Raw genomic sequence first — 13,671 nt, forward strand, 5'->3', positions numbered from 1 at the left:
CGCTAATCGCCGCAGGTGAGCGGGGCCCGGACGGCGGTGAAGAGACGGGTGTGAGGCGAGTAAGGAGCCGCCGCGCGCTCAGGAACCGCCGCGCGCTCAGGAACCGCCTGGGAGTCGCCGCCCGCTCAGTACACGTCCCGTACGTACCGCTTGTCCGCCGCCAGTTGTTTCACGTACGCGGCGGCTTCCGTCTCGCTCAGCCCGCCGTGTGCCACCGCGACGTCCCGTAGCGCCCGGTCCACGTCCTTGGCCATGCGGGAGGCGTCGCCGCAGACGTAGAAGCGGGCGCCGTCGCTCAGCCAGTGCCACAGCTCCGGCCCGTGCTCGCGCATCCGGTCCTGTACGTACACCTTGTTGCGCTGGTCGCGGGAGAAGGCGGTGTCCAGACGGGTGAGGGTGCCCTCGTCGAGCAGAGCCGTCAGCTCGTCCTCGTAGTAGAAGTCCGTCGCGCGGTGCTGCTCGCCGAAGAACAGCCAGTTGGGGGCCCGGTGCCCGAGGGCCCGGCGCTCCTGGAGGAAGCCGATGAACGGCGCGACGCCGGTGCCGGGGCCGACCATGACCATCGGCGTGGAGGCGTCGGCCGGGGGCCGGAACTGCGGCGAGCGCTGCACGAACACCGGCACCTCGGTGTCCGCCCCGGCGTCGGCGAGGAACGGCGAGCACACCCCGCCGCGCTGACGCCCGTGCAGGTTCTCGTACCGCACCACGGACACCGTCAGCGACACCTGCTGCGGATCGACCAGCGGGCTGGACGATATGGAGTACAGCCGCGGCTGGAGCTTCCGCAGCACCCCGGCCCACTCCTCGGCGCTCGCCCGCACGGCGTACTCGGCGATCACGTCCACGGCCTGCCGCCCCCAGCACCACTGCGCCAGCCCGTCCTTGTTGTCGGGCCGCAGCAGCCTGCGCAACTCGTGCTTGTCCCGGGCGCGTTCGGCGACGAACCGCAGCAGGTCCGGGGTGATCTTCGTGATGTCGAGGTGCCGGGCCAGCGCCTCGGCGAACGGCACCTCGCCGGCACCGGCCACCTCGACGGCCGTCCCGCCGTCCAGCCCGGTCACCGCCAGCCACTCCGCCACCAGGTCCGGCGCGTTGACCGGCCGCACGCCGAGCGCGTCCCCGGCCTCGTACGCCAGGTCCGTCCCGCTGGTGTCGAAGGTGAACCGCCGGACCTCCTTGCCCGCGCCGGGCCGGCTGAGCAGCCGGTTGCCGACGAGCCGGGCGACCGCGGCGGCGGGCTTCGGCCTGGGCTTCGGCTTCGGTTCCGGTCGCGAGGCCGGGGAGTCGGCCGGGGCGGCGGCCGGGCAGCCCAGCGCCGAGAGCACGTGGTCGAGCCAGGCCCCCGCGGAGTCCCCGAAGTCCGGCTCGCAGTCCGTACGCGGGGCCAGTCGCACCCCGCCCAGTTCGTCGAGCCGCGCGTCCAGCCGGCGCCCGTGCCCGCAGAAGTCGTCGTAGGAGGAGTCGCCGAAGGCGAGCACGGCGTACCGGACCCCGTCCAGCCGCGGCGCCCGTTCGCCGGAGAGCGTGTCCCAGAAGCCGGTGCCGTTGTCGGGCGCGTCGCCGTCCCCGAAGGTGCTGGTGATGAAGAGCAGGTCCGCCGTGCGGGCGAGCGCGGCGACATCCGCCTCGTCCATGCCGACGAGGGTCGTACGGTGCCCGGTCGCGGTCAGCCGCTCGGCGGTCGCGGTGGCGAACTCCTCGGCGTTCCCCGTCTGCGAGGCCCACAGCACCACGACCTGGCGGCCGGAGGGCTCCCGCGCGGGGGCGGCCGGTGGCGCCGTGCGCGAGTACATGCCGGCGAGGACCCCGTTGACCCACAGGGCGTGCTCGGGCGTGAAGGGCGCGTCGGGCGGGAGCACCGGAACGCCGGGGGCGCCCGAGCCCAGCCCGGCGAGGAAGCCGGTGAGGTACTGCCGTTCCTGGGCGGACAGGACCGGGGGAGGGGAGGGCTGGAGGCCGAAGGGGTCGGTCCCGGCGGGGGTGACGGCCGTCGGCGTCAGAGCCCCGGCCGGTTCCTCGCCCACGGCGCTCGCGGCCTCTTGCGCGGACGCCTCTCGCAACGGCGTCGCCACCTTCGCCAGCGACACCGCGCACACCTTGAACTCCGGCTGGAACGACAGCGGATCCACCGCGTCGCTCGTCACCGCGTTGATGCTCAGGTACTCGCCGAACAGGTCGTTCCAGTGGAAGGGCGCGAAGCAGCAGCCCGGCCGCACCCGGTCCGTCACCACCGCCGGCAGCACGGCCCGCCCGCGCCGCGAGGCGACCTCGACCAGATCGCCCTCCACGACCCCGAGCCCGTCCGCGTCCTGCGGATGGAGCTCCACGAAGGGGCCGGGGTTCAGCTTGTTGAGCTTGGCGACCTTCCCGGTCTTGGTGAGGGTGTGCCACTGGTGCTGCACCCGCCCCGTGTTGAGCACGAAGGGATAGTCGTCGTCCGGCATCTCGGCGGCGGGCAGGTGGGGCCGGGCGAAGAAGACGGCACGACCGCTCGCCGTCGGAAACCGCAGCCCGTCGTCACCCACGTACCGGACGGGATTGCGCTCGGGTCCGTCCTCCCGCGCGGCCGGCCACTGCACGGGCGTCCGGCGCAGCCGCTCGTAGGAGACACCGCGCAGGTCCCACTGCGTCTTCGGGTTGTGGAACCGCCGGATCTCCTCGAAGACCTGCTCGGCGCTGTCGTACGAGAACCCCTTCTCGTACCCCATCGCGCACGCGACCTCCGCGATGATCCGCCAGTCGGCCATCGCCTCGCCGGGCGGATCGGCGGCGGCCCGGGTCAGCGTGAGGTTGCGCTCGCTGTTGACGAAGACGCCCTCCGCCTCGGTCCACATCGCGCCGGGCAGGACGACATCGGCGTAGGCGTTCGTCTCGGTGTCCGTGAACACGTCCTGCGTGACGACGAACTCGGCGGCCTCCAGGCCCTCGATGACCGTACGGCGGTTGGCGACCGAGGCGACGGGGTTGGTGCAGATGATCCAGCAGGCCTTGATCTCTCCGTCGGCCATCTTCCGGAACATCTCGACGGTGCCCTGCCCGACCCCGTCGGCACGCAGCGTCCCGGGCGGCAGCTCCCACACCTCCTCGGCGAACGCCCGCTCCTCGTCCACGAGCACCGACCGCTGCCCCGGCAGCCCCGGGCCCATGTAGCCCATCTCGCGCCCGCCCATGGCGTTGGGCTGGCCGGTGAGCGAGAACGGTCCGGCGCCCGGACGGCAGATCGCGCCCGTCGCCAGATGCAGGTTGACCAGGGCGTTGGTGTTCCAGGTGCCGTGTGTGGACTGGTTCAGCCCCATGGTCCAGCAGCTCATCCACTGCTTGCCGGCCTCGCCGATCAGCGTGGCCGCCCGGCGGATGTCGTCCTCGGCGAGCCCGGTGATCTCCGCGACCGCCGCCGGGGTGTAGTCGGCGAGGAACCCGGGCAGGGCCTCCCAGCCCTCGGTGTGGGCCGCGACGAATTCCGGGTCGGTGTGCCCGTCCGCGTGCAGCAGGTGCAGCAGGCCGTTCAGCAGCGCGAGGTCGGTCCCCGGCCTGACCTGGAGGAACAGATCGGCCTTGGCGGCGGTGGCGGTCCGCCGCGGATCGACGACGATCAGCTTGGCGCCCGCCTTGACCCGCTCCATCATCCGCAGGAAGAGGATCGGATGACAGTCGGCCATGTTCGAGCCGATGACGAGAAAGACGTCCGCCTGATCGAAGTCCTCGTACGAGCCGGGAGGCCCGTCCGCGCCCAGTGACAGCTTGTAGCCCGTGCCCGCGCTCGCCATGCACAGCCGCGAGTTCGACTCGATCGCGTTCGTCCCCACGAACCCCTTGGCCAGCTTGTTCGCCAGGTACTGCGCCTCCAGGCTCATCTGCCCGGACACATAGAAGGCGACCGCGTCCGGCCCGTGCGCGTCGACGATCGCCCGCAGCCGCGCGGCGGTCTCGGCGATCGCGTCGACGACGGGCGAGGGCACCGGCTCCTCGCCCCGGTCGTCCCGGACCAGCGCGGTGGTCAGTCGCCCGGGCGCGGCGAGCATGTCGGCCGTGGTCGCGCCCTTGGTGCACAGCCGGCCCGCGTTCGCCGGGTGCGCCTTGTCGCCGGACGCCTTCAGGACCGTGCGCCGCCCGTCCGGCCCCATGCCGACGTCGAGCACGAGACCGCAGCCCACACCGCAGTACGAGCAGACGGTGCGCACCTGCTCCGTCTCCTGCTGCGGCCGTGGCGTCGTGGTCATGCCGTCGACGGTACGAATTCCCCGTTACGCAGGTGTCACATCGCTTGATCACCACGAGTTACGCCCGTCACACAGCCGCGTTCCGGCCGCTGTGAGGCGCATCGAGGTGGCGGAGCGTGTCGCAGTTGGGCCGAACGGGTGACCGTGCGCAAGAATTGGCTGATGGAGACAGCCAGCGCGAGCCAGGACGGAGCATGCCGGTGAACAGCCACGATGTCACCGACGAACAGTGGGAGGGGCTCGCCCAGGTCGTGCCGCTGCGGGGCCGGGACGCCTGGCCGTCGTCCGTCGGCCACCGGTCCATGCCCGAGGCCGAGACGGAGGCGCGACGCCGCTTCGTCGTGCTGCGTGTGAACGTCTTCGCCGACGCCCGTGACGTCGCCGAGACCCTGATGGCGGGCGTGCCGGTGCTGCTCGACCTGACCGGCGCGGAGACGGAGGTCGCCAAGCGCGTCCTCGACTTCAGCACGGGCGTCGTCTTCGGCCTGGCGAGCGGAATGCACCGCGTGGACCGCAATGTGTTCCTGCTGACGCCGGCGGGGACCGAGGTGACGGGGTTGATGGAGGGGGTCGGGGTTCCCGGGGTGTGACGTGTCCTGCGGGCCGGGTCGCCCGTTCGTAGGAAGCCCGGGGAGACGGAACGGTTCGCCCTCTGGACGGAGCCCTACGGTCCGGATATGACCCGTCCCCCCGCTCCGACCCCCCTCGTGCAGCCCGGCCCGCCGGCGGGCGGCGCCGCGCACACCGAGCGGCCGCGCATCACCGAGCTGCGGCTGTCCGCCTTCGCCGGCCACCGCCGCGCCGCACTCCCGCTCGGGCCGCTCACCCTCCTCGCCGGTCCGAGCGGCTGCGGCAAGTCCAGTGCGCTGCGGGCGTACGAGGCGCTCGCCCGGCTCGGGGGAGGCGCGGCGCTCGGCGAGGCGTTCCCGGACCCCGTCGCCTGTGTACCGGAGCGGGCCCGGCCCGACGCGCAGCGCCGTCGCGGCTTCCGTATCGGCTGCACGTCGGACGGGCCCGCCGGTCCGGTCCGGCTCGATGTCGCCGTGCAGGCCGAGCCCCAGCTGCGCGTCGTGGGCGAGCGGTTGACGGCCGGCGGACTGGTTCTGCTGGAGACCGCCCTGCGCGACCCGGGGAAGCGCGCCGTGCAGGCCGCGTGGCACACGGCCGGCCCGACGCCGGTGACCCGTGGCCCGCTGCCGGACGACCGGCTCGGCACCGCCCTGCTGCCGCTGCGCGTGGCAGGCCGGACGCCCGGGCAGCGCAGGGTACTGGCCGCCGCCGAGCAGATGGTGGTCGCCCTGCGCTCCGTCTTCGCCTGCGACCCCGACCCCGGCCGGATGCGCGGCCCCGTACCGGCCGGCACCGGGCGGCTGCTCGGCGGTTGCGGCAACCTCGCCGACGTCCTGTGTCGCACCCGCGCCGAGTGCGGACGGCGGCACACGCAGTTCGTCGCGGCGGTGCGCGCCGGCTGCGCGGGACCGGTTGCGGACGTGCTGGCCGAGCCGTTGGCCGACGGGACGGTGCGGGCGGTGCTCGACCGGGGCGATGGCATCCGGACGCGGCTCGGTCGGCTGGGCGACGGGGAGTTGAGGTACGTCGCGCTCGCCCTGGTGCTGCTCACCGGGCCCGGCGTGCTCGAACTGGACCCGGCCGGCGAGGTGCCCGCCGCCCTCCAGACCCTCACCGTGCTCGCCGACGGCCTCGACCGGGGACTCGACCCCGGCCAGCGGGGTGAACTGCTGCGGCTCGCGGCCCGGATGTGCGAGCGCGGCCACATCCGGCTCGTCGGCGCGGTGAGCGACGCGTCGTGGGCCGCCGGGACCGACGGCGTCACGGTGGTACACCTGAAGCCGTGACAGAACCTCTCGACGTGGCGAAACTGCAACGCCGGCTGGCCGAGTTCGCGGCCGCGCGGAACTGGCAGCCGTACCACACCCCCAAGAACCTGGCCGCCGCGCTCAGCGTGGAGGCGTCCGAACTGGTCGAGATCTTCCAGTGGTTGACGCCCGAGGAGTCGGCCCGTGTCATGACCGATCCGGACACCGCGCACCGTGTCACCGACGAGGTCGCCGACGTGCTCGCGTATCTGCTCCAGCTGTGCGAGGTGCTCGGCATCGACCCGCTGGCCGCGCTGGACGCGAAGATCGACCGGAACGAGCGGAGGTTCCCGATCTAGGAGTCGCGCAGCCGGCTCCTGGGAGCCGCACACTCCACTCCAGGAGCCGCGCAGTCCACTTGTACGCTGCGTAGTCAAAACGCGGTCCGAATCCGAATTGTTGTCCGCAGATTTCCGTCTTCCTCTGGCTTTTCGTCTCACATCCCTTCACTCTGGGTAGTGAACAAGGGAGTTCGGGCGGACGGACGCGCGAAGCGCGTCGGACAGGACGGGGCAGCGCATGGACGCGGTGCGGCTCATCGTGACGAGCAGGCGGTCCCTGGCCGCGGGCGGCGACATGCCGGGGATCCTGGCCGAAGTGTGGCAGGCGCAGGCCCTCGCACAGGCGATAGGCAGTCGCCTCGCGGTCGTCGGCCCGCCCGAACTGCGTGGCGAGGCACTGGGGCTGACGGAGCTGGCGGGCCGCGGCTGCGGTGTCCTCGACCCGCCCGAACTGGCCCCCGGTGAGCTGCGGGCGGGCCAGCTCACCGAGCTGGGCGACGCCCGCCACACCCTGATGTACCTCGGCGGGCTCCTCGGCGAGGTCGGCATAGCCCTCGTGGGCCTCGCCTGCGCCGCGGACGACGAGGGCACGTACTGGCAGTGCATGGAGGCCATCGACGCGGCGGACGAGTCCCGGGACCGCGTCCTGGAAATGCTCCGCAGACTCGCGGACCGGGAACCGGCGTTACCGGAGAAGGAGGCGGGATAGCGACTGCCGACGGCCGGCCCCGGCCCGCTCCCGGGAGCAGAGCTCAGCCGACCTGCTTCTCCTCGCCCAGCCTCCGGTCGGCGTCCCCCGCCGCCTGAAGATCCGCGTCCAGCGCCGACAGGTCCGCGTTCAACGCCGCCATCAGCTCCTCCATCTGCTGCAACAGCCCTTTCGGCTGCCCGGTCCCGCCCTGCTGCGGCACGGTCTCTTCGGACATGACGGCCTCCTCGGCCCCTGGCCCCCGGGGAGGCCGACGCGGGTGACGCCCCGGCGCTCACGGCCGGTGCGGAAGCCGGGGGCTCCGGCTCCGCCCGAGCCAACGATCATCAACGGGGCCGGTCACTGGCCCGGTCACGCATGACCTGCGGTATGGACGTAATTTCACCCGACCGGGGACCCGGCGGGGACGGGGACCGATCTCGTCGTCCCCCATCCCGGCGTGCAGGATGGAAGCATGGATCTTCGCATCTTCACCGAGCCCCAGCAGGGGGCCACCTACGACACTCTGCTCACCGTGGCCAAGGCCACGGAAGAGCTCGGCTTCGACGCATTCTTCCGTTCCGACCACTACCTCCGCATGGGCTCCGTGGACGGCCTGCCCGGCCCCACCGACGCCTGGATCACCCTGGCCGGACTCGCCCGCGAGACCAAGCGCATCCGGCTCGGCACCCTGATGACCGCCGGCACCTTCCGGCTCCCCGGCGTGCTCGCCATCCAGGTCGCGCAGGTCGACCAGATGTCCGGCGGCCGCGTCGAACTCGGTCTCGGCACCGGTTGGTTCGAGGAGGAGCACAAGGCCTACGGCATCCCGTTCCCCAAGGAGAAGTTCGCCCGCCTCGAGGAACAGCTGGAGATCGTCACCGGCCTGTGGTCGACGGATCTCGGCAAGACCTACGACTTCCACGGCACCTACTACGACCTCACGGACTCTCCCGCGCTGCCCAAGCCCGCGCAGGAGAAGATCCCCGTGCTCGTCGGCGGCCACGGTGCCACCCGCACCCCGCGGCTGGCCGCCAAGTACGCCGACGAGTTCAACATCCCCTTCGGCTCGGTCGAGGACAGTGAGCGTCAGTTCGGCCGGGTCCGCGCCGCCGCCGAGGCGGCCGGCCGCAGCGGTGACGACCTGACCTACTCCAACGCCCTCGTCGTCTGCGTCGGCCGGGACGACCAGGAGGTCGCCCGCAGGGCCGCCGCGATCGGCCGCCGGCCCGACGAACTGAAGCTCAACGGCCTGGCGGGCTCCCCGGCCGAGGTCGTCGACAAGATCGGCCGCTACGCCGAGGTCGGCGCGAGCCGCGTCTACCTCCAGATCCTCGACCTGGACGACCTCGACCACCTGGAGCTGATCTCCTCGCAGGTGCAGTCCCAGCTGTCGTAAGGCCGGGCACGGCAGGACGACCGTCCGGCGGATCGGGCGTTGGGCGCGATCCGCCGGACAGCCGTCCCTCACGGCTTGCGGCCGACCGCCACATAGAGGGGCATCTCTTCGCCCCCGTCGCCTCCGCGCTGTTCACCGAGTTCGGGGTGCCACCGAGCGGCGAGTGCCACGCCGGGATCCACCAGCTCAAGGCCCGTGAAGAACGCCGTGAACTCATCGCGGGTGCGCACCTGCGCCGTCGTCCCGCCCTTGCGGTACACCTCGACGACCCGCTCCCAGGTCTCCGGGTCGAAGTCGCCCGTCGCGTGGGAGAGGGTCAAGTAGCTTCCGGACGGCAGGGGTTCGAGCAACTCGCGGACGATCCGGCCGGGCTCGTCCTCGTCACCCACCAGATGCAGCAGGGCCACGAGGGACAGCGCGATCGGCTGGGTGAAGTCGAGGGTCTCCCGTGCCGCCGCGATGATCTTTCCCGGTTCTCGTACGTCGCCGTGGACGTAGGCGGTCTCTCCTTCCCCTGTGCTGTGCAGCAGGGCCTGGGCGTGCCGGAGGACGATCGGATCGTTGTCCGCGTACACCACCCGGGCCTGCGGGACGATCCCCTGGACGATCTGGTGGAGGTTCGGCTCGGTCGGTATGCCGGTGCCGATGTCGAGGAACTGCCGGACGCCTCGCTCGGCCAGCAGCCGGGAGGCGCGGTGCATGAACATGCGGTTGGTGCGGGCCATTTCCCTGGCGGCGGGGAAGAGGGATATCACCTCCTCGGCCGCTTCCGCGTCGACCGGATAGTTGTCCTTGCCGCCGAGGTAGTAGTCGTACATGCGTGCCGAGTGGGGTTTGCCGGTGTCGATCTGTCCCGCGCTGGTCCCGGCGTCTTTCACGTGAGGCCTCCGCATCTCCGCGTGCGTGGGCGCTCTTCCTGAATCCCCCTCGAACGCCCGGTCGATCGGGAGGCTAGCGAAAATTCCCGGGTGCTGCCGGTACCGGCTCTGTACGGTGGGGCGTATCCGCAGTTCAGGCCACTGATCAAAGGTCGACCCACCGTGTTTCTGACCATCACGACCACCGGCGCCCCGGAGCGCCCCGCCACCGAGCTCGGCTTCCTGCTGCACAAGCATCCCGAGAAGGCGCAGGCGTTCTCCACGTCCTACGGCACGGCCCACGTCGTCTACCCCGAGGCGGACGCCGAGCGCTGCACGGCGGCGCTGCTGCTGGAGGTCGACGCGGTGGCCCTGGTCCGGCGCGGCAAGGGCAAGGGCCGGGGCGGCGCCCCGGACGCGGCACTCGCGCAGTACGTCAACGACCGCCCGTACGCCGCCTCCTCCCTCCTCGCCGTGGCGCTGAGCAGTGTGTTCTCCAGCGCGATGAAGGGCGTCTGCAACGCCAGGCCGGAGCTGCCCGACGTGCCGCGGCCGTTGCGCATCGAGGTGCCCGCCCTGCCCGCCCGTGGCGGCCCCGACCTCGTGCGAAAGCTCTTCGAGCCGCTGGGCTGGACGGTCACCGCCGAGCCCGTGCCGCTGGACACCGAGTTCCCGCAGTGGGGCGACTCGCGCTACGTCCGGCTCGAACTGGAGTCCGCGGACCGCACCCTCGCCGAGGCCCTGCGCCACCTCTACGTCCTGCTCCCGGTCCTGGACGACGCCAAGCACTACTGGGTCGCCTCCGACGAGGTCGACAAGCTGCTGCGCGCCGGCGAGGGCTGGCTGCCCGGCCACCCGGAGCAGAAGCTGATCACCAGCCGCTACCTCTCGCGCCGCTGGTCGCTGACCCGGCAGGCGACGGAGCGGCTGGAGCTGGTGCGGCTGGCCGAAGCGGACGACAGCGAGGTCGAGGAGATCGACAACGCGGTCGAGGCGGAGACCGAGACCGAGGAGCGGCCGACCCCGCTGGCCGTGCAGCGCCGGGAGGCGATCACCGCCGCCCTCAAGGCCTCCGGGGCGGCCCGGGTGCTCGATCTCGGCTGCGGCCAGGGCCAGTTGGTGCAGGCGCTGCTCAAGGACCCGGCGTTCACGGAGATCGTGGGTCTTGACGTGTCGATGCGCGCGCTCACCATCGCCGCCCGGCGGCTGAAGCTGGACCGCATGGGCGAGCGGCAGGCCGCGCGCGTCAAGCTCCTCCAGGGCTCGCTCGCGTACACCGACCACCGGATCAAGGGGTACGACGCCGCCGTGCTCAGCGAGGTGATCGAGCACCTCGACCTGCCCCGGCTGCCCGCCCTGGAGTACGCCGTGTTCGGCGCCGCACGGCCCAGGACGGTCCTCGTGACGACCCCGAACGTCGAGTACAACGTGCGCTGGGAGAGCCTCCCGGCCGGCCACGTCCGGCACGGCGACCACCGCTTCGAGTGGACCCGCTCGGAGTTCCGGGCCTGGGCGGAGGCGGTGGCCGAACGGCACGGATACGGAGCCGAGTTCATACCTGTCGGCCCCGACGACCCGGAGGTGGGACCGCCCACCCAGATGGCCGTGTTCACAATGACCACCCCGAAGGAGGCGAAGGCGGCATGACCGACGTACGCGAGGGGCGCGTCCTGCCCGTCACCGACCTCTCCCTGGTGGTCCTCGTCGGCGCCTCCGGCTCCGGCAAGTCCACGTTCGCCCGCAGGCACTTCAAGCCGACCGAGATCATCTCGTCCGACTTCTGCCGCGGTCTCGTCTCGGACGACGAGAACGATCAGAGCGCCACCAAGGACGCCTTCGACGTCCTGCACTACATCGCGGGCAAGCGCCTCGCCGCGGGCCGCCGCACCGTCGTGGACGCGACCAGCGTGCAGCCCGACGCCCGCCGTCAGCTGGTCGAGCTGGCCAGGAAGTACGACGTCCTGCCGATAGCCATCGTGCTCGACGTGCCCGAGGACGTGTGCGCCGAGCGCAACGCGGCCCGCACCGACCGCGCGGACATGCCCCGCCGGGTCATCCAGCGCCACACCCGCGAACTCCGCCGCTCCCTCAGGCACCTGGAGCGCGAGGGCTTCCGCAAGGTGCACGTCCTGCGCGGCGTGGAGGACGTCGAGCACGCCACCGTCGTCACCGAGAAACGCTTCAACGACCTGACCCACCTCACCGGCCCCTTCGACATCATCGGCGACATCCACGGCTGCTCCGCCGAACTGGAGTCCCTGCTCGGCAAGCTGGGCTACACGGACGGAGTCCACCCCGAGGGCCGGACCGCCGTCTTCGTCGGCGACCTGGTCGACCGCGGCCCCGACAGCCCGGGCGTACTGCGCCGCGTGATGGCGATGGTGAAGTCCGGCAACGCCCTGTGCGTGCCCGGCAACCACGAGAACAAGTACGGCCGGTACCTGCGCGGCCGCAAGGTCCAGCAGACCCACGGCCTCGCCGAGACCATCGAGCAGATGGCGGGCGAGAGCGAGGAGTTCGCCGCCGAGGTACGGGAGTTCATCGACGGCCTGGTCAGCCACTACGTCCTCGACGGCGGCCGGCTGGTCGTATGCCACGCCGGGCTGCCCGAGAGGTACCACGGCCGCACCTCCGGCCGGGTCCGCAGCCATGCCCTGTACGGCGACACGACCGGGGAGACCGACGAGTTCGGCCTGCCGGTGCGCTACCCGTGGGCGGAGGAGTACCGCGGCCGGGCGGCCGTCGTCTACGGCCACACCCCGGTCCCGGACGCCACCTGGCTCAACAACACCATCTGCCTGGACACCGGCGCCGTCTTCGGCGGCAAGCTCACCGCGCTGCGCTGGCCGGAGCGCGAGCTGGTCGACGTACCGGCCGAGCGGGTCTGGTACGAGCCGGCGAAGCCGCTGCGCGCGGAGGCCCCCGGCGGGCAGGACGGCCGCCCGCTGGACCTGGCGGACGTGCACGGCCGCCGGGTCGTGGAGACCCGGCACCAGGGCCGGATCTCGATCCGCGAGGAGAACGCGGCGGCGGCCCTGGAGGTCATGAGCCGCTTCGCGGTGGACCCGAGGCTGCTGCCGTACCTCCCGCCGACGATGGCCCCGACGGCCACGAGTCACCTCGACGGCTACCTGGAGCACCCGGCCGAGGCCTTCGCGCAGTACGCGGCGGACGGTGTCGCGCGGGTCGTGTGCGAGGAGAAGCACATGGGCTCGCGTGCGGTGGCACTGGTGTGCCGGGACGCGGAGGCGGCTCGCAAGCGCTTCGGTGTCGGGGGCACCTCCCGCTCGAGCGCAGCCGGGAGTGGGGGAGGCCCCACCGGGTCCCTCTACACCCGCACCGGCCGCCCGTTCCTCGACGACGACGCCCTCACCGAGGAGATCCTCGACCGGGTGCGCACGGCGATCGGCGAGGCCGGTCTCTGGGACCACCTGGAGACCGACTGGCTGCTGCTCGACGCCGAGCTGATGCCCTGGTCGCTGAAGGCTTCCGGTCTGCTGCGGTCGCAGTACGCCGCCGTGGGTGCCGCGTCCGGAGCGGTGCTCCCGGGAGCGCTGGCGGCGCTCCAGGGCGCGGCGGCACGCGGCGTGGACGTGACCGGGCTGCTGGACCGCACCCGCGAACGGTCCGCCGACGCCGCAGCGTTCACCGAGGCGTACCGCCGCTACTGCTGGACCACGGACGGCCTGGACGGCGTCCGCCTGGCACCGTTCCAGATCCTCGCCGTCCAGGGCCGCAGCCTCGCCGGACTGCCGCACGACGAGCAGCTCGCCCTGCTCGACCGGCTCGTCGAGCACGACGGCAGCGGCCTGCTCCAGACCACCCGGCGGCTGTACGTCGACACGGGCGACCCCGAGTCCGTCCGGGCCGGTGTCGACTGGTGGCTGGAGATGACCGGCCGCGGCGGCGAGGGCATGGTCGTCAAGCCGGTCGGCGCACTGGTCCGCGACGCGCAGGGCCGCCTGGTGCAGCCCGGCATCAAGTGCCGCGGCCGTGAGTACCTGCGGATCATCTACGGCCCCGAGTACACCCGCCCGGAGAACCTGGCCCGCCTGCGCTCGCGGTTCCTCAACCACAAGCGGTCCCTGGCGATCCGCGAGTACGCGCTCGGTCTGGAGGCCCTGGACCGGCTGGCCGGGGGCGAGCCGCTGTGGCGGGTGCACGAGGCGGTGTTCGGGGTGCTGGCGCTGGAGTCGGAGCCGGTGGATCCGAGGCTGTAGCGATCAGTTCCGGTCGAGTGTCCCACCAGAAGGGCGCTCGACCGGACTTCCCGCCGGTCGCACTCACTGATCCCTGGCGAACGTCTGGTGGCCGTGCTAGCTTCGCTGCTCGGCCATACAGGTGAACCG

Annotated in this window: 10 protein-coding genes; 7 read left to right on the forward strand and 3 right to left on the reverse strand. The window is 72.2% G+C overall.

What is annotated here, in order from left to right; translation table 11 throughout:
- Nucleotides 1-125: 125 nt before the first annotated feature.
- A complete protein-coding gene (locus tag ACZ6TU_RS31115; protein ID WP_469552315.1) occupies nt 126-4,220 on the reverse strand; it encodes a molybdopterin-dependent oxidoreductase in 4,095 nt (1,364 codons plus the stop codon).
- 194 nt (nt 4,221-4,414) lie between these two features.
- Between ACZ6TU_RS31115 and ACZ6TU_RS31120 the strand changes: the two genes are divergently transcribed.
- The 4 genes from ACZ6TU_RS31120 to ACZ6TU_RS31135 all read left to right on the forward strand — a co-directional run bounded on the left by ACZ6TU_RS31120 (nt 4,415) and on the right by ACZ6TU_RS31135 (nt 7,087).
- The gene (locus ACZ6TU_RS31120; protein WP_467681672.1) at nt 4,415-4,810 is read left to right on the forward strand and encodes a cell division protein SepF; all 396 of its coding nucleotides are present in this window, start codon (nt 4,415-4,417) and stop codon (nt 4,808-4,810) included.
- Nucleotides 4,811-4,897: 87 nt separating this feature from the next.
- Nucleotides 4,898-6,076: an AAA family ATPase gene (locus tag ACZ6TU_RS31125; RefSeq protein ID WP_467681674.1), complete on the forward strand. Its 1,179-nt coding sequence runs from the start codon at nt 4,898-4,900 to the stop codon at nt 6,074-6,076.
- Nucleotides 6,073-6,396, forward strand: coding sequence for a nucleotide pyrophosphohydrolase (locus ACZ6TU_RS31130; RefSeq protein WP_059417898.1), 324 nt, complete (start codon nt 6,073-6,075; stop codon nt 6,394-6,396). Before ACZ6TU_RS31125 ends, ACZ6TU_RS31130 begins: the two co-directional genes overlap by 4 nt.
- A 220-nt stretch (nt 6,397-6,616) precedes the next feature.
- Nucleotides 6,617-7,087, forward strand: a complete 471-nt coding sequence (locus tag ACZ6TU_RS31135) for a DUF6099 family protein (protein ID WP_467669118.1) — start codon at nt 6,617-6,619, stop codon at nt 7,085-7,087.
- Nucleotides 7,088-7,130: 43 nt separating this feature from the next.
- Here ACZ6TU_RS31135 and ACZ6TU_RS31140 read toward each other — a convergent pair whose 3' ends face one another.
- Nucleotides 7,131-7,304, reverse strand: coding sequence for a hypothetical protein (locus tag ACZ6TU_RS31140; protein ID WP_467669120.1), 174 nt, complete (start codon nt 7,302-7,304; stop codon nt 7,131-7,133).
- Nucleotides 7,305-7,541: 237 nt separating this feature from the next.
- On the opposite strand from ACZ6TU_RS31140, the gene ACZ6TU_RS31145 reads away from it, so the two are divergent.
- Entirely contained in the window at nt 7,542-8,465 is a 924-nt protein-coding gene (locus ACZ6TU_RS31145; RefSeq protein ID WP_467669122.1) for an LLM class F420-dependent oxidoreductase, read from the forward strand.
- A 68-nt stretch (nt 8,466-8,533) separates the two neighbouring features.
- On the opposite strand, the gene ACZ6TU_RS31150 is transcribed toward ACZ6TU_RS31145, so the two are convergent.
- A complete protein-coding gene (locus ACZ6TU_RS31150) occupies nt 8,534-9,343 on the reverse strand; it encodes an SAM-dependent methyltransferase (protein WP_469552318.1) in 810 nt (269 codons plus the stop codon).
- 162 nt (nt 9,344-9,505) lie between these two features.
- Here ACZ6TU_RS31150 and ACZ6TU_RS31155 point away from each other — a divergent pair, with 162 nt between their 5' ends.
- Both ACZ6TU_RS31155 and ACZ6TU_RS31160 read left to right on the forward strand, forming a co-directional pair.
- Nucleotides 9,506-10,969: a 3' terminal RNA ribose 2'-O-methyltransferase Hen1 gene (locus ACZ6TU_RS31155; RefSeq protein WP_469552320.1), complete on the forward strand. Its 1,464-nt coding sequence runs from the start codon at nt 9,506-9,508 to the stop codon at nt 10,967-10,969.
- On the forward strand, nt 10,966-13,542 hold the full coding sequence (locus tag ACZ6TU_RS31160) for a polynucleotide kinase-phosphatase (protein ID WP_469552321.1): 2,577 nt from the start codon (nt 10,966-10,968) through the stop codon (nt 13,540-13,542). Before ACZ6TU_RS31155 ends, ACZ6TU_RS31160 begins: the two co-directional genes overlap by 4 nt.
- Nucleotides 13,543-13,671: the final 129 nt, after the last annotated feature.

This window comes from Streptomyces sp. NPDC052064 (assembly GCF_055585925.1).

Bases quoted from the DNA above. Each gene is read 5' to 3' on its own strand.
- ACZ6TU_RS31115 (WP_469552315.1), bottom strand. From the start codon at position 4,220: ATGACCACGACGCCACGGCCGCAGCAGGAGACGGAGCAGGTGCGCACC.
- ACZ6TU_RS31120 (WP_467681672.1), top strand. From the start codon at position 4,415: ATGCCGGTGAACAGCCACGATGTCACCGACGAACAGTGGGAGGGGCTC.
- ACZ6TU_RS31125 (WP_467681674.1), top strand. From the start codon at position 4,898: ATGACCCGTCCCCCCGCTCCGACCCCCCTCGTGCAGCCCGGCCCGCCG.
- ACZ6TU_RS31135 (WP_467669118.1), top strand. From the start codon at position 6,617: ATGGACGCGGTGCGGCTCATCGTGACGAGCAGGCGGTCCCTGGCCGCG.
- ACZ6TU_RS31140 (WP_467669120.1), bottom strand. From the start codon at position 7,304: ATGTCCGAAGAGACCGTGCCGCAGCAGGGCGGGACCGGGCAGCCGAAA.
- ACZ6TU_RS31145 (WP_467669122.1), top strand. From the start codon at position 7,542: ATGGATCTTCGCATCTTCACCGAGCCCCAGCAGGGGGCCACCTACGAC.
- ACZ6TU_RS31160 (WP_469552321.1), top strand. From the start codon at position 10,966: ATGACCGACGTACGCGAGGGGCGCGTCCTGCCCGTCACCGACCTCTCC.